Here is a 23,726-nt window from a genome sequence, read left to right on the forward strand (position 1 = left end):
GACACAAAAGCCGGCGATTGCCGGCTTTGTTGTTTTTGTTGCTCAGGGTGGAGGAAATCAGTTGAGCAGGGTTTGAATCTGCGAATGCAGCGTTTCCATGGTGAACGGCTTGGCGAGAATCGGCGCCTTTTTGGTGATCGGGCTGCCGCAGTCAACGATCTCTGCCGGGTAGCCACTGATGAAGATGACCTTGAGCTCCGGTCGCAGCTTGACGGCGGGCTCGGCGATCATCACGCCAGACACCCCGCCGGGGAGGCGGTAATCGGTGATCATCAAATCGAGGTGGGGTTTGGTGGCAAGAATTTCGAATGCCTGCTCACCGTTCTCCGCCTGCAACACCCGATAGCCTTCGCCCGACAGGTAATCGGACAGCAGCATCAGAATGAGCGGCTCGTCTTCGACGATGAGTACGACATTTTCTGCATCAGAGCTCATTTGAACGCCTTTGATCTTATAGATAGCTGCCATTACGACCATGGCCCGCGCTGGAGGTTGCGCAGGTTGATGAGTTATTTGATTGATGACGTGTGCGGCTGGGATGGGTCGGCCTAACGGCCTCCTGTTTCGCCTTCGGCGAGTTACTTGGAAAAGCACCCCAAGTAACCAAGGGTGCCTGCTCCTGGTTGGGCCCGACTTCGTCGGGTTCCCTCACTCCGACGACGCTCCGTGGGCCCGCGCCGAACGGACATCCATGTCCTGACGGCGCTCTCGCGGCATCCATGCCGCTCGGCCCACTGCGCGTCGTCTGCGTTCGGCCTGCACCCAAGTCGCGTTTTGTGGTGTATGGACTACCGCGTAGAAGATCAACAGCAAAAGCAAAAGCAAAAGCAAAACCAGTAGCTTCCCGGCTGAAGCCGGTCCTACGGGATGCGCGGTGTGTCAGTGGATGATGATCGTGGTTGGGCCCCTCGTTCCTCGGGGTTCCCTCACTCCGGTCTCGCTCCGTTCAGCCTGCACCCAAGTCGCGATTGTCGTCGTCTGAGATATTTGTGTATGAAGATCAAGATCAACCGCAGATCAAAGGCTTCCCGGCTAAAGCCGGTCCTACGATTGGACCGCGTGCTCCCGCGTGATGATCGTTCCCACGCTCCGCGTGGGAATTCATCCCGTGACGCTCCGCGTCACCTCCCCAGGCCTGAATGCGTATCGCCTTCGGGACGCGGAGCGTCCGGGGCGGCATTCCCAAGCGGAGCGTGGGAACGATCAGAACAGCACGGCACCGCATACACCCAGTAGGACCGGCTTTAGCCGGGAAGCCTTTGATCTGCTCTGCTTTGCTTTTGATCTTCGTACGCAAAAAGTCCAGACGACACAAATCGCGACTTGGGTGCAGGCTGAACGCAGGTCTCGCGCAGTGGGCCGAGCCGCATGGATGCGGCGAGAGCGCCGTCAGGACAGGGATGTCCGTTCGGCGCGGGCCCACGGAGCGGGACCGGAGTGAAGGAACCCTGACGAAGGAAGGGCCTAACCAGGAGCAGGCACTTTTGCTTACTTTTGGTGCTTTTCAAAAGTAAGTCGCCGAAGGCGAAACAGTCTGCCCCCAGGCAGACGCTTTTGATGTTGGCGTAACAAGCATCGCCGCCAATCAGAGCGGCAGCGATACCCGAAACATCGACCCCGCCCCTTCCTCGCTCTCGACACTGATCCGCCCGCCATGAGCGGCCACGATCTGGTCAGAAATAAACAGCCCGAGGCCAAGCCCCGCCACCGCATGACTCGCCGCAACCCGCTCGAACTGCTGGAAAATGCGCTTCTGGTTTTCCGCGCTGATCCCGATCCCGTGATCGCGCACCTCCACCCGCGCCTCGCCAGCCTCGCTGTACACCCGCAACTCGATCGGCTTGTGCGCGCCGTAGCGCAAAGCATTGGTCAACAGATTCGCCACCACCTGCTCGATACGAAACTCATCCCACACACCAATCACTGGCGTCTTAGCCTGCAACGTCACCGCGCTGCCGGCGGCGGCGATCTGCGCGGAATAGCTTTCCACCAGATTGACCACCAACTCCGACAAATCAAAAGGGCTGGTACGGATCGACAGCTTGCCGGTCCGGATCCGCGACACATCGAGCATGTCCTCGATCAGCCGGATCAGGCTCTGAATCTGCCGCTCATCGCGGTCGACCATGGCCCTGAGTTTTTCCATGGTGAACGCCGAAGCGTTGTCCTTGGCCAAATGCAGCTTGCGCAGCTGTGTTTCGAGAATCAGGCCATTGAGCGGCGTGCGCACCTCGTGGGAGACGATCGACATGAAGTCATCGCGCATGCGGATCGCACGCTCTAGCTCGCTCTGGGTCGACTTCAGCTCCTGCATCAGGGCTTCCTGTTCCGCGCGGCTGCGTTCGAGCTCATCGAGTTGCTGCTTCAGGACCTTGCGCTGGCGATACAGGTCGACGAACACGTTGACCTTGCTCTTCACCGCATGAATATCGAGGGGCTTGTGCAGGAAATCCACGGCACCGCTTTCATAACCCTTGAACGCGTAATTGAGCTCTCGCCCGGCCGCACTGACGAACACAATCGGGATGTTCTTGGTCTTCTCGGTACCGCGCATCAGCTCGGCGAGTTCGAAGCCGTTCATCCCTGGCATCTGCACGTCGAGAATCGCCATCGCAAACTCGTGTTCGAGCAGCAACGACAACGCCTCATCCGCAGACAACGCCTTGAACACCTGACGGTCCTCACGCTTGATCAACGCTTCAAGCGCGAGCAGGTTCTCCGGCAGATCATCCACGATCAGCAGTTTGGCTTTGATTTCACTCAGCATGCAATTCGTTCCAGCTCGACAAGCAAGGACCCGATGTCGGGCAAAGGCAATAGAAAATCCGGCGTGTGAAGGGCAAGCGCCGCTTCGGGCATGGCCCGCGCGAGCGCCTGGGCCGGGTCCTGGACCACGGTGAGACCACCGTACTCCTTGATTCGAGCAATGCCGCGCGCGCCATCGCTGTTTGCACCGGTCAGCAACACCCCAGCCAAGCGTTTGCCATAGGCGTCGGCCGCCGATTCGAACAGGATGTCGATGCTCGGACGCGAATGATGCACCCGCTCCTCCTGACTCAGCGACAGGCTGAAATCGTTCTCGATCGACAGGTGATACCCCGGCGCGGCGAAATACAGCGTGCCAGGCTCGATGGTCTCTTTATCGTCCGCTTCCTTGACCGGTATCGCCAGGTTGACGGCAAAGACCTCGGCCAGCTGACTGCGGCGCTGTTCCGGCACGTGCAGTACGGCCAGGATGGGCAGCCGATAGCGCTTGGGCAGCGTGCGGAAAATTTTCAGCAGCGCTTCGACACCACCGGCGGAGGCGCCGACCACAATCGCGTCCACCGCCGGCAACGCGGGCTGCTCCGGGGTGCTGCCGGGAAAAGACGTTCTCATGATTTGCGGTAGATCCGCTCGAGTTTGACCAAGGGGTCGAACTTGTTCTTGTACCCCGAGAAGTCCAGGGTTTCCTTGCTGCCGAGCACGAGAAAGCCGCGATGGCACAGGGATTCGTGAAACAAGCCGAATGCGCGGTCCTGCAACTTCTTGTTGAAATAGATAAGCACGTTGCGGCAGGAGATCAACTGAGTCTCGGAGAACACGCTATCCGTTGCCAGACTATGATCGGCGAAGGTGACGTTCTCGCGCAGGGTCTTGTCGAAAATCGCGTAATCGTAGGCGGCCGTGTAGTACTCCGAAAACAGCCGCTTGCCGCCGGCCTTCAGGTAGTTCTCGTTATAGCCACGCATGTTCTCCATCGAAAAGATGCCTTGCTTGGCCTTTTCCAGGGAACGGGGATTGATGTCGGTGGCGTAGATGATGGTGCGCTCAAGCAGCCCTTCCTCGCGCAGCAGGATCGCCATCGAGTAAACCTCTTCGCCCGTGCTGCACCCGGCAATCCAGATTTTCACCGACGGGTAGGTCTTGAGCAGCGGCACGACTTCTTCGCGGATCGCCAAGAAGTGCGTCGGGTCGCGGAACATTTCGCTGACCGGGATCGTCAGGAATTGCAGCAGCTGCATGAACGCCGAAGGGTCATGCAGCACCCGCTCCTGCAACGCCGAAATGGTCTTCAGTTCAAACTGACGCAACGCGTGGGCGACCCGTCGTTTCACCGACGCCCCCGAGTAATCGCGAAAATCGTAGCTGTACTTCAAGTAGATGGCTTCGATCAGCAAGCGCAACTCGATATCAGCGTCTCGTTCTTGGGGCATCGGCAACACTCGGGATCGGGCTAAAAGGCGGTCAATTGATCCGGTTCATTCAGATACGTTCCATCTTCGGCAGCCACACGCGAATCAGCGAGAACAGCCGGTCCAGGTCAATCGGCTTGGCCAGGTAGTCGTTGGAACCGGCCTGCAGACAGCGATCCTGATCGTCCTTCATCGCTTTAGCCGTCACGGCAATGATCGGCAGCTTGCGCCAGCGCGGGTTCTTGCGGATCTCGATGGTGGCTTCGTAGCCGTCCATTTCCGGCATCATCACGTCCATCAGCACCAGATCGATGTCCTCGACGGTGTTGAGCTTCTCGATCGCTTCCAGGCCATTACGCCCCACCTCAACGATGGCGCCTTTGTGCTCCAGCGCGCTGGTCAGGGCGAAGATGTTGCGCACGTCGTCGTCGACCACCAGGATCTTGCGCCCTTCGAACACCCGGTCGCGACTGCGCGCGGTCTTGAGCATCTTCTGGCGCTCGTTCGACAGCTGCGACTCGACCTTGTGCAGGAACAGCGTGACCTCATCGAGCAGGCGTTCCGGAGAGCGCGCGCCCTTGATGATGATGGTGCGCGAGTACTTGAGCAGCTCGGCTTCTTCGTCCCGGGTCAGGTTGCGCCCGGTGTAGACGATGACCGGCGGGAACGCGCAGATCTCGTCGATGGACATGCGTTTGAGCAGCTCGTTGCCGAGCATGTCTGGCAGTTTCAGGTCGATGATCATGCAGTCGTAGGCATTGTCGCGCAGCAGATCAAGGGCATCCTGAGCGAAGCCGACGGCGGTGATCTCGATGTCGTCGTCACCGATCAGCCGCGCGATGCTGTCACGCTGCAAGGCGTCGTCTTCGACCAGCAGGATGCGCTTGACCTTCTGCGTGAGTTTGGCCTCCAGCCGGGCGAACACGTCCTTGAGCTCTTCGCGGGTGGTCGGCTTGACGGCGTAGCCGATGGCGCCCATTTGCAGCGCGGCTTCCTGACGGTCTTCGACGGAAATCACGTGCACCGGGATGTGCCGGGTGCTCGGCAGCTCTTTCAGACGTTGCAGCACGGTCAGACCGGAATGGTCCGGCAGGCGCATATCCAGCAGGACGGCATCCGGGATAAACGAAGAGGCCAGGTCGAAGCCTTCGTCAGCGGCGTGGGCCACCAGGCAGTTGTAGCCCAGTTCGTGGGCCAGGTCGTAGAGGATGTGGGCAAAGCGCACTTCGTCTTCGATCACCAGAATGCAGCGGTTGCTGAACGGCGCCTTGTCGCGGTCGTCAGCGAAGCGCGGAATCGGCACTGCGGGCGGCGCAGCCTTGGCGGCGACTGGCGCCGGCGGCGTGATGCGGGCCGCTACGGGCGCAGGCTGCACGGCAACCACCGGGTCGTCGGCGTACTGGGAAGGCTCGACTTCGACGTACTCTTCCGGCAGAACCAGGGTGAAGATACTGCCCTGCCCCGGCGCGCTGGTCACGCTGATCGAACCGCCGAGCAGGCGCGCCAGATCGCGGGAGATCGACAGCCCTAGACCCGTGCCGCCGTAACGGCGATTGGTGGTGCCGTCGGCCTGACGGAACGCTTCGAAAATGCTCTCTTGCTGCTCTTGCGCGATGCCGATTCCGGAGTCGCGCACGGTGAAGGCCACGCCTTCGCCGGGCTGACGGGAAACCGTCAGGCTGACGGTGCCGCTTTCGGTAAACTTGACGGCGTTGGACAGCAGGTTCTTGAGGATCTGCTCCAGGCGCTGGCGATCGGTGTACAGCGACACAGGCGTGCCGGATTGAATCTCCACCGAGAATTCCAGCTTCTTTTCGGACGCCAGCGGCTGGAAAGTCATGCGCAGGCCTTCAACCAAACGGCTGACGCTGCTGTTTTCCGGTCGCATGTCGAGCTTGCCGGCTTCGACTTTGGAGATGTCCAGGATGTCATTGATCAGGTTGAGCAAGTCATTGCCGGCCGAATAGATCGATTCAGCGAACTTGACCTGTTCTTCGGAGAGGTTGTCCTGCGGGTTTTCCGCCAGCAGCTTGGCCAGAATCAACGAGCTGTTCAGCGGCGTGCGCAGCTCGTGGGACATGTTGGCAAGGAACTCGGATTTGTACTTGCTGGAGCGTTGCAGTTCGTCGGCGCGGGCTTCCAGCTCAATCTGCGCGATGTGCAGTTCTTCGTTATTACGGTCCAGTGCATCACGCTGATCAGCCAGCGCCTTGCCCTGCTCGGCCAACTGCTCGTTGGTCTGCTCAAGCTCCGCCTGCTGGGTTTCCAGGTACGCCTGGGACTCCTTGAGAATCCTGGACTGCTCCTCCAGTTCTTCGTTGGCGGTGCGCAGTTCTTCCTGCTGCACCTGAAGCTCTTCGTTGAGCTGCTGGGTTTCGGCGAGCACTTCCTGCAAGCGTTGACGGTAGCGCGCCGCCTCGATGGACGTGCCGACGTTCTCGGCTACCAGTTCAAGAAACTCCAGGTCGCGGGGCGTCAGCTCGCGGAGGAAGCCCAGTTCGATCACGCCGTTGACGTGGTCATCATTGCTGGTGGGCACCACCACAACGCTGCGCGGTGAGCCCTCGCCCAATCCGGAAGTGACCTTGAAGTAGTCTTGCGGGACGTTATCCAGCGTGATGATCTGATCCTGCTCGGCCGCCTTGCCGACCACGCCTTCACCGCTGTAGATCGACTGCTCGTGCTGCTCCTGCTCGCGGGAGAAACCATAGGAAGCCACGCGCACCAGACCGCCGTGCTCCTGGCGCACGTACACCGCCGCCACCACCGCGCCCAGGTATTGGGCGAAGAAATCCAGCACGTTGCGGCCCAGCAGGTTGAGGGTGAGCTGGCCGATGACCTGCTCGGCCAGTTCACTCTGACCGTTGCGCAGCCAGGCGACGTGGGACAAGCGCTCGGCGTCCAGCTGTTGCGCCCTGAGGTTGGCGGCGTAAGTGTCGGACAGCGTGGTCATGTCCCGACGCCCGACCCAGGCGAGAATCCCGCTGACGATCAGAATGAAAGCGACGTACAGCGAGACCGACATCACCGTGGTGTGGGTTACGTCGGTGTTGCGTGTCAGCCGCAACTGATGCTCGACGTTTGCCGCCTGTTCGTATTGGTCACGCATCTCGTCGGCCAGGCGCTTGCCGCGACGGTCCTTGATCGGTGTCTGATAGTCGCCACCGGTGCGCCGCAGGTTAATCATCTCCTGGGCAAAGTCGTTCCATGATGACTGCAGCGCCGCCAGTCGCTTGAAGCGGTCGACCTGCTCGGGGTTATCGACGACCAGTTCTTCAAGGCCTTGGAGTTCGCTCATGATGGCCGGCTTGGCCACTTCGTAGGGATCGAGGAAACGCTCATCGCCGGTCAGCAGGAAGCCGCGCATCCCGGTTTCCATGTCCACCGAGAGCTTGAGCGAGCGATTCAGATTGTTGATGACCCGATCGGTGTGTTCGACCCACTGAATGGCCGACAACAGGTAGGAGATCAGAATGACGAAGAAGGCCGCACTCAGCACGCCGACGGCCAAAGGTAAACTAACGTTGCGGCTTAACAGTTTGCGGAAACGTTGCTCGTCGACTGCAGAGTTGGTGATCATCGCAAGGGCTCAGGCGGACTCGTCTAAACGACGGAGTTTGCCGCAAACCTCGGCAACAACTCCAGCATATGACGTAGAAGATTGAATTTTCTGACATTAGATAGAGAACGATCAGGCCCGAACTGTACATTTGAGTGCAACCAAAAAGCCACTACACTCAATTGAATCATGTTGTTGCGGCTCAGAACTTGGCACAATTGCGCCCCCCGGCGAAACGCTGAAAACCCTACGCCGTGCGATGCGCTCCCTGCCCAATTAAGGAACTTGCCATGTCCGATTCACCCCGCACGATTCTGGTGGTCGAAGATGACAACATCGTCAGGATGTTGATCGTCGACGTCCTCGAGGAGCTTGAGTACACCGTGCTGGAAGCCGCCGACGCCGGCGAGGCCCTCGCGGTTCTGCACAACGCCGACCAGACCATCGACCTGATGATGACCGACCTGGGCCTGCCCGACATGAACGGCAAAGATCTCGCCATAAAGGCGCGTGAGATCCGCCAGGACATTCCGGTGCTGTTTGCCAGTGGCTACGCGGACTCCGTTGATGTCCCAGAGGGCATGCACAATATCGGCAAGCCGTTTTCCATCGACCAGCTTCGCGACAAGGTAAACAGCATTCTTGGCAACTGAGCACCTGGCGCAGCGATCCCCGATCCATGTGCTGATCATTGGCTACGTCTGGCCCGAACCGCAGTCGTCTGCGGCCAGCGGCCATGTCATGCAATTGATCGACTGTTTTCTCGAACAGGGCTGGCAAATCACCTTCGCCAGCGCCGCCACAGAAGGCGAACACAAGGCCGACCTGACCGCACTGGGTATCACGGAAGTCGCCATTGCCCTCAACCACAGCAGCTTTGATGCCTTCATCGGAGAACTGCAGCCCGACGTAGTGTTGTTCGACCAGTTTCTGATGGAAGAGCAGTTCGGCTGGCGGGTGGAAAAACACTGCCCGAACGCCCTTCGCCTGCTTGAGACGTCCGACCTGCAGAGCCTGCGCCATGCCCGTCATCAGGCGGTCAAGGACCGGCTCGACGGCAAACCTGATGCTGACCTGACTGCGTATTTCCAGACGCCTCGGGATCAACTGTTCACCCGGATGGCGACCACTGACCTCGCCCAGCGCGAGATCGCCGCGATCCACCGCAGTGACCTGAGCCTGATGGTCTCCGACGTCGAAATCGACCTGCTGACCGAGGCGTTTTCAGTGCCCCGTGCTCAGCTCCATTGGGTACCGCTGCTGGTCCGGGAGCCACGCGAGGCGCCCCATAGCCCGCGTGACTTCGACGACCGGGCGCACTTCATCACCATCGGCAACTTCCGCCACGCCCCGAACTGGGATGCAGTGCTGTGGCTGAAGAACACGGTCTGGCCGCTGATCCGCGCGCAACTGCCCGCATCTCAGGTGCATGTCTACGGCGCGTATACGCCGCCCAAGGCAGCCGCGCTGCATAACGCTGCCCAAGGGTTTCACATCATGAACTGGGCCGAAGATGCGCTGGCGGTGATGGGTGCTGCGCGGGTGTCCCTCGCGCCGTTGCGATTCGGCGCGGGGATCAAGGGCAAGATCATTGATGCCATGGTCTGCGGCACGCCAACCGTGACCACGCCCATCGGCGCCGAGGCCATGCACGGCGAACTGGCGTTTCCCGGCGCTGTGGCCTGCGATGCGCAAGGACTGGCGGACGCGGCAGTCAGTCTTTACACCGATCGGTCGCGCTGGCAACAGGCGCAACGGGAAGGCTGGGAACTACTGCCGGCGCGCTTTGGCCATGACCGCCATTGTGCCGTGCTGGTCGAACGCATCCTTTCGCTGCGGGACACGCTGCAGGCCCATCGCGCGGCCAGCTTCACCGGTGCCATGCTTCGCCATCATCAGCACAAGAGCACGCAGTACATGTCGCAGTGGATCGAAGCCAAGAACAAAAACACCTGAGGCGTTTTATCTAGCGGACGGCGCGGCGCAGCAGGTAGGTGTCCATGATCCAGCCCTTCTGCGCCCGTGCTGTTTCACGCGCCTGACGTATTTGCGCGCTGACGTTGTGCAGCGGGCCTGAAATGAGCATCTCGTCAGGGGTGCCCAGATAAGCCCCCCAATAGATGTGCAAATCCTGATCGACGAACCGCTCGAAGGTGCAATGGGCGTCGAGCATCACCACGCTGTTGCTGATCTGCTCGCCCTGCTCCGCTGCAAGCTCACGACCGGTGGTGATGTTGATGGGCTCGCCAATGCGGTTCAAGCCGATGCGGTGCCCGGCGGCCAGCGCCTGCACGCTGGTGATCCCGGGAATGACGTCGTAGGCAAATGACTCGCGGCCCCGGGCGAGCACCTGATCGAGAATCTGCATCGTGCTGTCGTACAGCGCCGGATCACCCCACACCAGAAACGCGCCGGTCTCGCCTGCCTTTATTTCATCGGCGATCAATTGCTCGAACAGCACGGCGCGCTGCTCGTGCCAGTGTTCGACCCCGCTGCGATAGGACGGTGAATCGTCCTTGCGCCTGGGGTCGCTCACCTGCACCAGCCGATAGTCATGGCCCTCGATGTAACGCTCGCAAATCTCCCGACGCAACGCCAGCAGGTCGTCATTGGCATAGCCCTTGTCGAGGATGAAAAACACTTGGGTGCTGTTCAGCGCCTTGATCGCCTGAACGGTGATGTGCTCGGGATTGCCCGCGCCAATGCCGATCACGAGGATTTTTTTCATGGGGTGGCCGCTCTCTGGAGGCATTTGCGGAAGGTGCATCAGCGTATCGGGTTGTTGATGGGTGTGGTTAGTCCCCTCCGCAGATCAGCGTCCCGCCGCAGGATTGACGGTGCTCAAACCGGCCTCTTCCCGGCTGAAGCCGGTCCCACTGAAACAACGCGTGGAGCCTGTAGGACTGGCGTTAGCCGGGAAAGCGTCGGACGTCACACCGCAGAATTGAGGGTGTTCAGACTGGCCTCTTCCCGGCTGAAGCCGGTCCTACTGAACACCGCGGTCCCACTGCACACCGCGGTCACCTAGTGGGACCGGCTTTAGCCGGGAAAGCATCGGGTGTCACACCGCAGAAATGATGGCGTGCAAACCGGCCTCTTCCAGGCTGAAGCCGGTCCTACTGAAGCACCGCGGTCCCACTGAACACCGCGATCACCTAGTGGGACCGGCTTTAGCCGGGAAAGCGTCGGACCTCACAATGCAGAATTGAAGGTGTTGGTACTGGCCTCTTCCCGGCTGAAGCCGGTCCCACTGAATTCGTGCATTCATCTGCAGCTGTTTAAAACGCGCGTCTGTATTCCGCCCAACAAATAGTGCACATTATTCCCACGCCACTCTCCAGATCGGCACCCGCATGACCAAAACAACAAGAGTCACCGACCCTTCCTACGAGTTGATGGACGACCACAACGGGCTGTCGATCATTTACCGCGAACACGGGTTTCCCTGTCCGCTGGTGCGCTGGCATTTCCATAAGGAATACGAGCTGCACCTGATCGTTGCCAGTTCCGGCAAGGTCTTCGTCGGCGATTACATCGGCAATTTCTACCCTGAGACGCTGTTCCTCACCGGCCCCAATCTTCCGCACAACTGGATCAGCCAGATCGAGGAAGACGAGGTCGTGCCCAAGCGCGACATGCTGGTCAACTTCACCGAGGAGCTGCTGGAAAGCGGCAATCAGGTGTTCGCTGAACTCAAGACCCTGGCGCCGTTGCTCGAACGCGCGCAGTACGGCATCGAATTCCGCTGCAAGCGCACCATCCGCCAGGCCACCAGACTGATGCAGAAGATTGCCGACACCACGGGCATGACCCGGCTGGGACATTTCTTCATTCTGCTGGAAGTACTGGCGGCCAGTGATGATTTCCAGCTGCTGTCGGGCACCACCGCGTCCCAGTTGTCCGACGATCATGCCGTGGAGCGCACCAACAAAGCGGTGGAATATATCTTTACCCACTACGCCCGCGAGCTGCCGCTGGAAGAAGTGGCGGACTACCTGAGCATGAAGCCTACGTATTTCTCCCGTGTGTTCAAGCAGGCCACCGGGCGCTGCTTTGTCGAATTCGTCAACCGGCTGCGCATCAGCAAGTCCTGCGAACTGCTCGCCGATGGCGACAGGCCGGTGACCGATGTCTGCTTCGAGTCGGGTTTCAATAACATTTCCAACTTCAATCGACGCTTTCAGAAGCTTAAAGGCATGACCCCCTCGCACTACCGACGCCTCGCCGTGCAGCGCCTGACCGAACAAAACCTGTACTGATTCGTTGCCCCTTCGCTCTCATCAACTACGCTGGAACTGCCCCGCCCCATGCGCTGAGGCAGTTTTGCGGCGTGCCCGCTGGAAACCTCAGTGCAAAATAGTATCAGTTCAAGTGCGCCGCAGGATTTGTCAACCAGCGCGCACAAGGCTGTAATCAACTGACATTCTTCCTGGTCTCCGGAAGAAACAAAAACAATAACCAAGCTTCTGACGTCCGCCTGGACGCAGAAGAGGAGTGATAAATGAAGACCTCTGCAAATGTTCTCCTTGCCGGTACCTGTCTGACCCTCCTGTCCCTGTGCACCACCGCCACTGCCGGTGAAGTCACCATCGCCACCGTCAACAACAGCGACATGATCCGCATGCAGCGGCTGTCCAAGACCTTCGAAGAACAGCACAAAGACATCAAGCTCAAGTGGGTGGTGCTGGAAGAGAACGTGCTGCGTCAGCGCCTGACCACTGACATCGCCACCAAGGGCGGCCAGTTCGACGTGTTGACCATCGGCATGTATGAAGCGTCACTCTGGGGTGCCAAGGGCTGGCTCAAGGAAATGAACGATCTGCCAGCGTCCTACGCGCTGGACGACGTGTTTCCTTCGGTACGCGATGGCTTGTCGGTTGACGGCAAACTCTTCGCCCTGCCGTTCTATGCAGAAAGCTCGATCACCTACTACCGCAAAGACCTGTTCAAGGCCGCCGGCCTGACCATGCCGGAGCGGCCGACCTGGACGCAGATCTCCGAATTCGCCGACAAGCTCACCGACAAGTCCAAGGAACAATACGGCATCTGCCTACGCGGCAAGGCGGGCTGGGGCGAGAACATGGCGTTGATTACCACCATCGCCAACTCCTTTGGCGCGCGCTGGTTTGACGAACAGTGGAAGCCGCAATTCGACCAGCCTGAGTGGAAGAACGCGCTGACCTTCTACACCAATGTCATGAAAAAAGACGGCCCGCCCGGCGCCTCCAGCAACGGCTTCAACGAAAATCTCGCGCTGTTCAACAGCGGCAAGTGCGCGATCTGGGTGGATGCCAGCGTGGCCGGTTCGTTCGTGACCGACAAAGCCCAGAGCAAAGTCGCCGACAGCGTAGGCTTTACCTACGCGCCACACGAAGTGACCGACAAGGGCTCGGCGTGGCTGTACTCGTGGGCACTGGCGATCCCGACCAGCGCGAAGAACGACAAGGACGCGCGCGCCTTCACCGAATGGGCGACGTCCAAAGAGTACGCCGCGCTGGTCGCCGAGAAAGACGGCGTGTCCAACGTGCCGCCAGGCACCCGCGCTTCGACCTACACCGATGCCTACAAACAAGCCGCGCCGTTCGCCAACATCACCCTGGAATCCCTCAAGGCCGTCACGCCTAAATCACCGACCCTGAAGCCTGTGCCTTACGTCGGCATCCAGTTGGTGACCATCCCCGAGTTCCAGTCGATCGGCACCTCCGTCGGCCAACAGTTCTCGGCGGCACTGGTGGGCACCTCCACCGTGGATCAGGCATTGACCAGCGCCCAAAGCGTGGCCGAGCGTGAAATGAAGCGCGCGGGTTACCCGAAAAAGGGCTGACACCCGCTGCTTGAAGGCGGCAGGCGCTGATTGCCTGCCGCCCACGCTCACGCTTTTGCCCGGTTCGGAGTCGACATGAACACCTCAACCCTCACCCCGCGCACCGCCGCGGCCGACGATAAGTCGTCCGCCAAAGGCAGCGTCACCAAGCCCGGCTGGTTTCTGGTCAGCCCTTCGGTGCTGTTGCTGCTGGTCTGGATGATCGTGCCGCTGGGCATGACCATCTACTTTTCGCTGATCCGCTACAACCTGCTCAACCCCGGCGAAAACGAATTCGTCGGCCTTGAGAACTTCGAATTCTTCGTCACCGACGCCGGCTTTCTGCCCGGCGCCATGAACACCCTGTTGCTGGTCGGCAGCGTGCTGGCCATCAGCGTGATTCTTGGCGTGCTGATCTCGGCGTTGCTGGAAGCCAGCGAGTTTTTCGGTCGCGGCATCGTGCGCGTGCTGTTGATCTCGCCGTTTTTCATCATGCCGACGGTCAGCGCACTGATCTGGAAGAACCTGATTTTCCACCCCGTCTCCGGGATTCTCGCCTGGGTGTGGAAGCTGTTCGGTGCCCAGCCGGTGGACTGGCTGGCAAATTACCCCCTGCTGTCGATCATCATCATTGTGTCGTGGCAGTGGTTGCCCTTCGCGATCCTGATTCTGATGACCGCCATGCAGTCCCTGGATCAGGAGCAAAAGGAAGCGGCGCGTCTGGATGGCGCCGGCCCGATCGCGATCTTCTGGCACCTGACCCTGCCGCACCTGGCGCGTCCGATCGCCGTGGTGGTGATGATCGAAACGATCTTTCTGCTCTCGGTGTTCGCTGAAATCTTCACCACCACCAACGGCGGTCCGGGCTTCGCGTCCACCAATCTGGCGTACCTGATCTACAACCAGGCACTGCTGCAATTCGACGTGGGCATGGCATCGGCAGGCGGTTTGATTGCCGTCGTGATCGCCAACATTGCCGCGATCATCCTGGTACGGATGATCGGCAAAAACCTCACCGACAAGTCTTGAGGGCAAGGCCATGATGACGCTCAAACAATCCCGTCGCCTGCAAAGTGCCCTGCTCGGCACCTTGTCGTGGCTGATCGCAGCGCTGATTTTCTTCCCGATCTTCTGGATGGTCCTGACCAGCTTCAAGACCGAGATCGACGCGTTCGCCACGCCGCCGCAGTTCATTTTCACGCCGACCCTGGAAAACTACCTGCACATCCAGGAGCGCAGTGACTATTTTCACTTCGCCTGGAACTCGATCCTGATCTCCTTCAGCGCGACGATCCTGTGCCTGCTGATCGCGGTGCCGGCGGCCTATTCCATGGCGTTTTTCGAAACCAAACGGACCAAGGGCACGCTGCTGTGGATGCTCTCGACCAAGATGCTGCCGCCGGTGGGCGTGCTGATGCCGATCTACCTGCTGGCCAAGACCTTCGGCCTGCTGGATTCGCGCATTGCGCTGATCGTGATCTACACGCTGATCAACCTGCCGATCGTGGTGTGGATGATTTACACCTACTTCAAGGACATCCCCGGGGAGATTCTTGAAGCGTCGCGTCTGGACGGCGCCACCACACGCCAGGAAATCTTTCGGGTGCTGATCCCGATCTGCAAGGGCGGGTTGGCCTCGACGGCGCTGCTGTCGCTGATCCTGTGCTGGAACGAGGCGTTCTGGTCGCTGAACCTGACCTCCTCGAATGCCGCACCGCTGACTGCGCTGATCGCCTCGTATTCCAGCCCTGAAGGCTTGTTCTGGGCCAAGTTGTCGGCGGTGTCGACCCTGGCCTGCGCGCCGATCCTGATCTTCGGCTGGATCAGCCAGAAACAACTGGTTCGCGGGCTGTCGTTTGGTGCCGTGAAATAACTAACGCAGCCCTCTGTAGGAGCGCGCTTGCCCGCGATTGCGGTGTGTCAGCGCCGAATTTATCGCTTGATGTACCGCGTACGCGGGCAAGCGCGCTCCTACAGGTCGGTGTTGAGGCCACCCGAACATCTGGCCCTTCTTGAAGAACAAAAACTGGAGCCCATCATGGCTAACCTGACAATCAGAAATCTGCAAAAAGGCTTCGACGGCCACCAGATCATCAAGGGCATCGACCTGGACGTGAAGGACCGTGAGTTCGTGGTCTTCGTCGGTCCGTCGGGCTGTGGCAAATCCACCCTGCTGCGCCTGATCGCCGGCCTGGAAGACGTGACCAGCGGCAGCATCGAACTCGATGGCCGCGAAATCACCCAGGTCACCCCGGCCAAGCGCGACCTGGCAATGGTGTTTCAGACCTACGCCCTGTACCCGCACATGACCGTCGGCAAAAATCTGTCGTTCGCCCTGGATCTGGCCGGCACGCCGAAGGCCGAGGTCAAGAAAAAGGTCGATGAAGCCGCGCGTATCCTCGAGCTGGGCCCACTGCTGGAACGCAAGCCCAAGCAGCTGTCGGGTGGTCAACGCCAGCGCGTTGCAATCGGTCGGGCCATCGTGCGCAACCCGAAAATCTTTCTGTTCGACGAACCGCTTTCCAACCTCGATGCGGCCTTGCGAGTGCAAACCCGACTGGAGCTGTCGCGCCTGCACAAAGAGCTGCAGGCGACGATGATCTACGTCACCCACGATCAGGTCGAAGCCATGACCCTGGCCGACAAGGTGGTCGTGCTCAATGGCGGACGCGTCGAGCAGGTCGGTTCACCGCTGGAGCTCTACCACCATCCGGCCAACCTGTTCGTCGCGGGCTTTCTGGGCACGCCGAAAATGGGCTTCCTCAAGGGCATCATCAGCGGCGTCGAAGCGTCGGCCTGTGAAGTCACCCTGGACGCCGGGACGAAAGTCCTGCTGCCTTTCACCAATGCCCAACAGAGCCTCGGCGACTCGGTGACCCTGGGGATTCGTCCCGAGCACCTGGAGCTGGCCAATGAAGGCGATTGCCAGCTGACCGTCATCGCCGACGTCAGCGAGCGCCTCGGCAGCGACACCTACTGCCACGTGCGCACCACTTCCGGCGAGCCGCTGACCATGCGGATTCGTGGGGACCTCGCGAGCCAGTACGGCGAAACCCTGAAACTGCACCTGAACAGCGCGCACTGCCACCTGTTCGACGCCCAGGGCCAGGTCATCCGTCGCGCGCTGCAGGCCGCTGCCTGATCCCTCGCACTCCACAGCATTCGGGAACACCGTCATGAAACTGAACAAGCAGAACCTCTCCAACCTGGGCGCCGGCATCGCCATCCCCGCCTATTCCCTTGATGAGCGTCGCCAGGGCATCGCCCACATCGGCGTCGGTGGTTTTCACCGCGCCCACCAGGCGTTTTACACCGACGCGCTGATGTCCCTCGGCGCCAATGAAGGCAGCGGCGAAGGCCTGGACTGGGGCATTTGCGGGGTCAGCCTGCGCGAGGAAGACCGCGGCAATTTCGAAGCGCTGAAGGGCCAAGACTTCCTCTACACGCTGTTCGAACTGGGCGACACCCCGGACACCGAAACCCGCGTGATCGGCGCCATGAGTCAGATGCTCATGTCCACCGACAGCGACCTGGCGCTGATCGACAAACTCGCCAGTCCGGACATCCGCATTGTCTCGCTGACCATCACCGAAGGCGGTTACTGCATCGACGACAGCACCGGCGAATTCATGAGCCACCTGCCGCAGATCCAGTACGACCTCGAACACCCCGCCACGCCAAAAACCGTGTTCGGTTACCTGTGCGCCGCCCTGACCCGACGACGCGCCGAAGGCACGCCGGCGTTCACCCTGATGTCCTGCGATAACCTGCCGCACAACGGCGCGGTCACACGCAAGGCCCTGCTGGCATTCGCCCAACTGCGCGACCCGGAACTGCACGACTGGATTGCTGAAAACGTCAGCTTCCCCAACGCCATGGTCGACCGCATTACGCCCATGACCAGCACCGCCCACCGCCTGCAACTGCATGACCAGAAAGGCATCGACGACGCTTGGCCGGTGGTGTGCGAGCCGTTCGTGCAATGGGTGCTTGAAGACAAATTCGTCAACGGCCGTCCGGCCTGGGAAAAGGTCGGCGTGCAGTTCACCGACGACGTCACTCCGTATGAAGAAATGAAGATCAAGCTGCTCAACGGCAGCCACCTGGCGCTGACCTATCTCGGGGCCTTGAAGGGCTATCGCTTCGTCCACGAAACCATGAACGACCCACTGTTCGTCGAGTACATCCGCACCTACATGGACCTCGACGTCACCCCGCAACTGGCGCCGGTGCCGGGCATCGACCTGACCGAATACAAACAGACCCTGATCGATCGGTTCTCCAATCAGGCGATTGCCGACCAGCTGGAGCGGGTGTGCTCCGACGGTTCGTCGAAATTCCCGAAATTCACCGTGCCGACGATTAATCGTCTGATCCTGGACAGCGGCAACATGGACCGCGCCTCGCTGGTGGTCGCGGCCTGGGCGCTGTACCTACAGGGCAATCGCAACGGCGACTTCACCGGCGAGAACGGCGTGCCGTACACCGTCGTCGACCCGCGGGCGGACTTTTGCAAGGCGCTGGTGGCCGATGACGTGCTGGTCACTCAGCGGCTGCTTGAAGTCGAAGAAATCTTCGGTGCGGCGATTCCCCAGTCCCCTGAGTTCGTGGCATCGTTCGAGCACAACCTGAACAGCCTGAAGCAGTTGGGCGTCAGCAAAACCCTGGAAAACCTGTTGGCGAAAACCGCCTGAGCTTCAGAGCTAACGAGGTGAACATGTTTCTCGGCATCGATTGCGGTACCCAAGGCACCAAGGCGATTGTTCTGGATGCCGTCAGCGGCAAGGTTCTGGGCGAAGGCTCGGGCGCCCATCACATGATCAGCGGTGCCAACGGGCGCCGCGAGCAGGATGTTCAGGAATGGCTCGATGCGTTCGAGCAGGCCACGAAACAGGCATTGAAGCAGGCCGGGGTGTCCGGCGCGGACATCCAGGCCATCGGCGTGTCCGGGCAGCAACATGGCCTGGTGATGCTCGATGCCTCGGGACAGGTGTTGCGCCCGGCCAAGCTATGGTGCGACACCGAATCCTCACCTGAAAATGATCGCCTGCTGGCGTATCTGGGCGGTGAAGCGGGCTCGCTGGAGCGCCTGGGGATTGCCATCGCGCCGGGCTATACGGTCTCGAAACTGCTGTGGAGCAAAGAACAGTTCCCGGACTTGTTCGCCCGCATCGACAAGATTCTGCTGCCCCACGACTACCTCAATTACTGGCTGACCGGCCGCAGCTGCAGCGAGTTCGGCGACGCGTCGGGCACCGGTTATTTCAACGTGCGCACCCGCGAATGGGACCTCGACATCCTTCAGCACATCGACCCCAGTGGACGGCTGGTCAAGGCATTGCCGAAATTGATCGAAGCGCATCAGGCGGTGGGCACGATTCTTCCCGCGATCGCCGAGCGTCTGGGCCTCAACCCGAACGCCATCGTCTCCAGCGGCGGCGGCGACAACATGATGGGCGCCATCGGTACCGGCAACATCGCGCCGGGGTCGATCACCATGAGCCTGGGTTCGTCGGGCACGGTCTACGCATTCGCCGACGCCGGCAATGTCAGCGCGCAGCCGTCGGTGGCGACCTTCTGTTCCTCGTCGGGCGGCTGGCTGCCGCTGATCTGCACCATGAACCTGACTAACGCCACCAGCGCCATCCGCGAGCTGTTCACGCTGGACATCGGCGCTTTCAACGCGGCGGTGGCGTCCTCACCGATTGGCGCCCAGGGCGTGCTCATGCTGCCCTTCCTCAACGGCGAGCGCGTGCCCGCCCTGCCCCATGCCACCGGCAGCATTCTCGGGCTGGACAGCACCAATCTGACCCAGTCCAACCTGTGCCGCGCGGTGGTCGAGGGCACCACCTTCGGCCTGCGTTACGGCCTGGACCTGTTGCGCGACAGCGGCATTAAGAGCGATAACATCCGCCTGATCGGCGGCGGCGCGAAAAGCGCGGTCTGGCGGCAGATCGTCGCCGACATCATGGACACGCCGGTCATCTGCACCACCGGCACCGAAGCGGCCGCCTTGGGCGCGGCGATTCAGGCAGCGTGGTGTCATGCCCACGCCGAGGGTGACGGTGAGTCGCTGCAGGCGCTGACCGAGCGTTGCGTCAGCCTCGACCCGGCCAGTGAAACCCGGCCGGTACCCGAACACGTTGCGGCGTACCAAACCGTTTATCAGCACTATCGCACTCAATTGCAGGGCCTCTGACGGACAGCCCCGTCGGCCTTTATGGAGCAACTATGTATCTGGTCTGTGGCGAAGCACTGTTCGATTTTTTCTGTCAGCCGGACAGCGGACAAAGCAACAAAGTGGGTTATCAGGCCATCGCCGGCGGTTCGCCGTTCAACGTCGCCGTCGGGCTGCGCAGGCTGGGCATCGATGCCGGGTTTTTCGCCGGCATCTCCAGCGATTACCTGGGCAAGCGCCTGCTGACGGTGCTGGCGGAAGAAGGCGTGCGCGATGACTTTCTCGTGCATATCGACGCGCCCACCACGCTGTCGATGGTCGCCGTGGGCGCCGACGGCTCGCCGCAGTACAGTTTTCGCGGCGAAGGCTGCGCCGACCGGATGCTGAGCGTTGAGCATTTGCCGACTTTGGACAACAGTGTGCGAGGCTTGCACGTGGGTTCGTTTTCGCTGGTGGTGGAGCCGGTCGCCGAGGCACTGCTGACGCTGGTGCGGCGGGAAAGCGGCAAGCGGCTGATTACCTTCGATCCCAACGTGCGGCTGAATCCGGCGCCGAGCATTGAGCTGTGGCGCAGCCAAGTGGCGAAGTTTGCCGAGCATGCGCACATCATCAAGGTCAGTGATGAGGATCTGGAGCTGTTGTATCCGCAGAAAGATGCGGCGGCGGTGGCCGCGGGCTGGCTCAAGGACAATTGCCAGTGGGTGATCATGACCCGCGGTCGTCAGGGCGCCACTGTGTTTACGCGGGACTTGGGGACCTGGTCGGTGGCGGCGCACAAGGTGGAGACGGTGGATACGGTAGGTGCCGGGGATACGTTTCAGGCGGCGCTGATAGCGTTTCTGACGGAGCGGGGTCTGGATGCGCCGGGCACCCTGGCCGGGGTTGATCGCGAGACCCTGACGAAGATGCTGGAGTTTGCGGTGGCGGCAGCGGCAGTGACCTGTACGCGAGAGGGGCCTGATTTGCCCTATCGGGCGGAGGTGGTCTAGGCGTCTGGCCCTTTTCAGATCAAGATCAAGATCAAGATCAAGATCAAGATCACAGGCGTCTGCCTGGGGGCAGACTGTTTCGCCTTCGGCGAGTTACTTGGAAAAGCACCCCAAGTAACCAAGGGTGCTTGCTCCTGGTTGGGCCCCTCGTTCCTCGGGGTTCCTTCACTTCGGTCTCGCTCCGTGGGCCCGCCGCCATCCGCCATCCATGGCGGGGGGCGGCTCTCGCGGCATCCATGCCGCTCAGCCCACGAAGCGAGACCTGCGTTCAGCCTGCACCCAAGTCGCGATTGGTGGTGTTTGAGCTTTCTGCGTATGAAGATCAAAAGCAGATCAAGAGCAGATCACAAGCTTCCCGGCTAAAGCCGGTCCCACTGATTGCACGCGCTGCTGTTAGTGGGACCGGCTTTAGCCGGGAAGCCGTTGATCTGCTTTTGATCTGCTCTTCATCTGCTTTTGATCTGTGATGGTTCCCGCGCTCCGCGTGGGCATGCATCCCGTGACGCTCCGCGTCACTTCCCCAGGCCTGAATGCGCGTCGTCTGCGGGACGCGGAGCGTCTGGGGAGGCGTTACCACGCGGAGCGTGGGAACGATCAGTGAACTTGCTGCACACGCTGCCTTTAGTGGGACCGGCTTTAGCCGGGAAGCCGTTGATCTGCTTTTGATCTGCTTTTGATCTTGATCTTCAGACACATACCGCCCAGACGACGCCTATCGCGACTTGGGTGCAGGCTGAACGCAGGTTTCGCGGGGTGGGTCGAGCCGCATGGATGCGGCGAGAGCGCCGTCAGGGCATGGATGCCCGTTCGGCGCGGGCCCACGGAGCGAGACCGAAGTGAGGGTACTCCGACGAAGGAGGAGCCAAACCAGGAGCAGGCACCCTTGGTTACTTGGGGTGCTTTTCCAAGTAACTCGCCGAAGGCGAAATGTCTGCCGCCAGGCAGACGCTCTTGATCTGGAAAAACCGCCGAAGGCGAAACGTCTGCCCTTAGGCAGACGCCCTTGATCTAAACAAAAACAATCAGGCCATTTCCGCCTTTGCCATGGCGATCCTGGTCTTCACCTCCTGCTCAGCGACCTGCTGATCCGTCTTCTGCTTCTGCAGCTCAGTCACCTGCTTGTCCACCGCCGCCTGCTCCTGCGGCGTCATGGCGTCGTATTCCGCCTTGCTGACGCCCGTCAACCGCTGCCGCACCTTCTCCGCGTCGGTCTGGTTCATGTAGGACAGAAACTGATCCTTCACCGAACCCACCCCGTAAGAACCCGCCGCGCCATCACTGCCCGCCAGTTCATCGGACACGCCCTTGCTGACACTGTCAGACGACGCAACCTGCTTGTCAGCGCTGGACACAAACGCCGCAGCCGCAGCCGCCTTGTCATCGTCCGTCACCGACGACGCCGTGTTGGCCGCCGCTGCCTTCAGGTTCACCATCATTTTGGCAAACGACTCGTCGTAGCCCTGCTTACCGTCATTGCTGCCTTGCGCCGCGCCTTCGCCATTGCTCGCAATCGCCGCCACGGGTGTGGCGGCGCCGGCCATGGCGCTGGTGTAGGCATCCGTGTCCGGCGTGGCGTAATGGGTATGGCTTACGGCCTTCGACACGAACTGCTGGATAGCACTGTTGCCGATCAACATCTTTCACCTCCTGTTCAGGTTGTCCGATGTACCCCGACAGCAGCAAAACCGATGCCATACCGCCTATTTCCCTGAAAGGCCCGCCAGCAGAGACTTGCAGACCACGCGACAAGCCGCGACTGGCCGCCATAATCGACAATGCTTGCCGTCTGCGGCAGATTCTCGCCGCAGCGTTGCCGTACTGGCCAGCGCGCCGCTGACAACCCTGGCCCGCCGTCCTATTTGAGGAACGTCTTCACCGCCTCATTCACCTTGTCCGCCTCGCACGCCGGCGCCATGTGCCCACAATCGCTATTGAGCACCAGCAACTGCGCGCGCTTTTGAGCGGCCAGCGCTTTGGAAGGCGCCGGGTCGACCATGCGGTCCTGTTCCGAAGTGATGATCAATAGCTGCGCCTTGATCTTCTTGGCCAGCGTGGCCATGTCGCCCTGGCGCAACAAATCGAAGGAGGTCATGGCCTGCAATTGCCGGTACCAGTCAACCGTGCTGAAGGACTGATTGCCCGGGGTGGCGGGCTGTTTGCCAGCAGGCGCGGGCCGGTTGCCGAGGTTTTTAGCGGCGCTATGCTCCGGCGTCCACAGATAACCGTTGTGGACCGCCGTGAGCTGTTTGAACGCAGTGCCCGGCGCATAGTTGCCGTCGTTCCAGCCCGGCGCGCGTTCGATGGCGGCCAGTTCTGCATTCCAGGCCTGCAGGTCACGTTCGGTCGGGTGAGGCGTGCCGACGATGGTCACCACCTTGCTGGCGAAGTCCGGATACATTACCGCCCACTGCAAGGCCTGCATGCCGCCCATGGAAATGCCGACGATGGCGTGGGCGTGATCAATGCCCAGGTACATGGCGAGCAATCGATGTTGCGCCTTGACCATGTCACGGATGCCGAACTGCGGAAACTTCAGGCGCGGCGCGATCGGGCTGTTTGACGGCGAGCAGGACACGCCATTGCCGATGGCGTCCATCGCCACCACGTACCAGCGATTGGTGTCGACCAACTTGCCCGGGCCGATCATATCGGCCTGGTCGGACGTCCGTCCGGCCAGCCAGGTGGTCACCAGTACGACGTTATTGCGGTCTTCTGCCAGGGTGCCGTAGGTGCGATAACCCAGGTCACAGCGCGAGATCTTGCCGCCGGTCATGTTCAACGAGCCAATGTTTACCCGCTGCTGCTCAGCCGCCTGACAAACACCCACACTCATCATGACCAGCAACGCACACAGCGTCCGGTCAACGTAATGACGCAGTTTCATGGAATTCCTTAGTGATAAAGCCTGGCGCGATAGCGCCTGAAAGTTTGAGGCTACGGAAAACCATGTACATCAACATCATGCCGTCGCGCTGCGCCATCAGCGTAGACGGTTATGCCGTTTGAGCCAGGCCCGATCACG

Annotated in this window: 18 protein-coding genes; 10 read left to right on the forward strand and 8 right to left on the reverse strand. The window is 60.7% G+C overall.

The features are described 5' to 3' along the window. Positions 1–57: 57 nt before the first annotated feature. The 5 genes from ACYAR8_RS01455 to ACYAR8_RS01475 all read right to left on the reverse strand — a co-directional run bounded on the left by ACYAR8_RS01455 (position 58) and on the right by ACYAR8_RS01475 (position 7,755). The gene (locus tag ACYAR8_RS01455) at positions 58–435 is read right to left on the reverse strand and encodes a response regulator (protein WP_074885442.1); all 378 of its coding nucleotides are present in this window, start codon (positions 433–435) and stop codon (positions 58–60) included. A gap of 1,150 nt (positions 436–1,585) precedes the next feature. Then, complete coding sequence (locus ACYAR8_RS01460; RefSeq protein WP_074885446.1) at positions 1,586–2,767, reverse strand: hybrid sensor histidine kinase/response regulator; 1,182 nt, start codon at positions 2,765–2,767, stop codon at positions 1,586–1,588. After that, positions 2,761–3,378 (reverse strand): chemotaxis protein CheB, encoded by a 618-nt coding sequence (locus ACYAR8_RS01465; RefSeq protein WP_074885448.1) that lies wholly within the window; start codon positions 3,376–3,378, stop codon positions 2,761–2,763. The genes ACYAR8_RS01460 and ACYAR8_RS01465 overlap by 7 nt, the downstream gene beginning before the upstream one ends. Then, on the reverse strand, positions 3,375–4,196 hold the full coding sequence (locus ACYAR8_RS01470) for a CheR family methyltransferase (RefSeq protein WP_463578853.1): 822 nt from the start codon (positions 4,194–4,196) through the stop codon (positions 3,375–3,377). The genes ACYAR8_RS01465 and ACYAR8_RS01470 overlap by 4 nt, the downstream gene beginning before the upstream one ends. A 49-nt stretch (positions 4,197–4,245) precedes the next feature. Next, entirely contained in the window at positions 4,246–7,755 is a 3,510-nt protein-coding gene (locus ACYAR8_RS01475) for a response regulator (RefSeq protein ID WP_463578854.1), read from the reverse strand. A 269-nt stretch (positions 7,756–8,024) separates the two neighbouring features. Here ACYAR8_RS01475 and ACYAR8_RS01480 point away from each other — a divergent pair, with 269 nt between their 5' ends. Together ACYAR8_RS01480 and ACYAR8_RS01485 are read left to right on the forward strand one after the other, a co-directional pair. Beyond that, positions 8,025–8,387 carry a response regulator gene (locus ACYAR8_RS01480; RefSeq protein ID WP_108121940.1) on the forward strand — a complete coding sequence of 121 codons (363 nt, stop codon included), beginning with the start codon at positions 8,025–8,027 and terminating at the stop codon, positions 8,385–8,387. A gap of 88 nt (positions 8,388–8,475) precedes the next feature. Next, positions 8,476–9,690 carry a glycosyltransferase family 4 protein gene (locus tag ACYAR8_RS01485; protein ID WP_463578984.1) on the forward strand — a complete coding sequence of 405 codons (1,215 nt, stop codon included), beginning with the start codon at positions 8,476–8,478 and terminating at the stop codon, positions 9,688–9,690. A 10-nt stretch (positions 9,691–9,700) separates the two neighbouring features. Here the strand turns inward: ACYAR8_RS01485 and cobF are convergent, their stop codons facing one another. Continuing rightward, a complete protein-coding gene (gene cobF, locus ACYAR8_RS01490) occupies positions 9,701–10,462 on the reverse strand; it encodes a precorrin-6A synthase (deacetylating) (protein ID WP_463578855.1) in 762 nt (253 codons plus the stop codon). A gap of 625 nt (positions 10,463–11,087) precedes the next feature. On the opposite strand from cobF, the gene ACYAR8_RS01495 reads away from it, so the two are divergent. From ACYAR8_RS01495 to ACYAR8_RS01530, 8 genes are all read left to right on the forward strand, one after another. Further along, complete coding sequence (locus ACYAR8_RS01495; RefSeq protein ID WP_463578856.1) at positions 11,088–11,993, forward strand: AraC family transcriptional regulator; 906 nt, start codon at positions 11,088–11,090, stop codon at positions 11,991–11,993. Positions 11,994–12,235: 242 nt separating this feature from the next. Then, positions 12,236–13,558: an ABC transporter substrate-binding protein gene (locus ACYAR8_RS01500; protein ID WP_463578857.1), complete on the forward strand. Its 1,323-nt coding sequence runs from the start codon at positions 12,236–12,238 to the stop codon at positions 13,556–13,558. A 75-nt stretch (positions 13,559–13,633) separates the two neighbouring features. Beyond that, complete coding sequence (locus ACYAR8_RS01505; protein WP_108121932.1) at positions 13,634–14,566, forward strand: carbohydrate ABC transporter permease; 933 nt, start codon at positions 13,634–13,636, stop codon at positions 14,564–14,566. Positions 14,567–14,576: 10 nt separating this feature from the next. Next, positions 14,577–15,410, forward strand: coding sequence for a carbohydrate ABC transporter permease (locus ACYAR8_RS01510; RefSeq protein ID WP_065991391.1), 834 nt, complete (start codon positions 14,577–14,579; stop codon positions 15,408–15,410). Positions 15,411–15,575: 165 nt separating this feature from the next. Continuing rightward, on the forward strand, positions 15,576–16,679 hold the full coding sequence (locus tag ACYAR8_RS01515; protein WP_463578858.1) for an ABC transporter ATP-binding protein: 1,104 nt from the start codon (positions 15,576–15,578) through the stop codon (positions 16,677–16,679). A 34-nt stretch (positions 16,680–16,713) separates the two neighbouring features. Next, positions 16,714–18,231, forward strand: a complete 1,518-nt coding sequence (locus tag ACYAR8_RS01520; RefSeq protein WP_463578859.1) for a mannitol dehydrogenase family protein — start codon at positions 16,714–16,716, stop codon at positions 18,229–18,231. Between the two features lie 23 nt (positions 18,232–18,254). Further along, positions 18,255–19,736 carry a xylulokinase gene (gene xylB / locus ACYAR8_RS01525; RefSeq protein ID WP_463578860.1) on the forward strand — a complete coding sequence of 494 codons (1,482 nt, stop codon included), beginning with the start codon at positions 18,255–18,257 and terminating at the stop codon, positions 19,734–19,736. A 32-nt stretch (positions 19,737–19,768) separates the two neighbouring features. Beyond that, a complete protein-coding gene (locus ACYAR8_RS01530; protein ID WP_463578861.1) occupies positions 19,769–20,704 on the forward strand; it encodes a carbohydrate kinase family protein in 936 nt (311 codons plus the stop codon). Between the two features lie 1,022 nt (positions 20,705–21,726). On the opposite strand, the gene ACYAR8_RS01535 is transcribed toward ACYAR8_RS01530, so the two are convergent. After that, complete coding sequence (locus ACYAR8_RS01535) at positions 21,727–22,341, reverse strand: hypothetical protein (RefSeq protein ID WP_463578862.1); 615 nt, start codon at positions 22,339–22,341, stop codon at positions 21,727–21,729. Positions 22,342–22,559: 218 nt separating this feature from the next. Then, entirely contained in the window at positions 22,560–23,588 is a 1,029-nt protein-coding gene (locus ACYAR8_RS01540) for an alpha/beta fold hydrolase (protein WP_463578863.1), read from the reverse strand. Positions 23,589–23,726: the final 138 nt, after the last annotated feature.

It is taken from the genome of Pseudomonas sp. HP_01 (assembly GCF_055284355.1).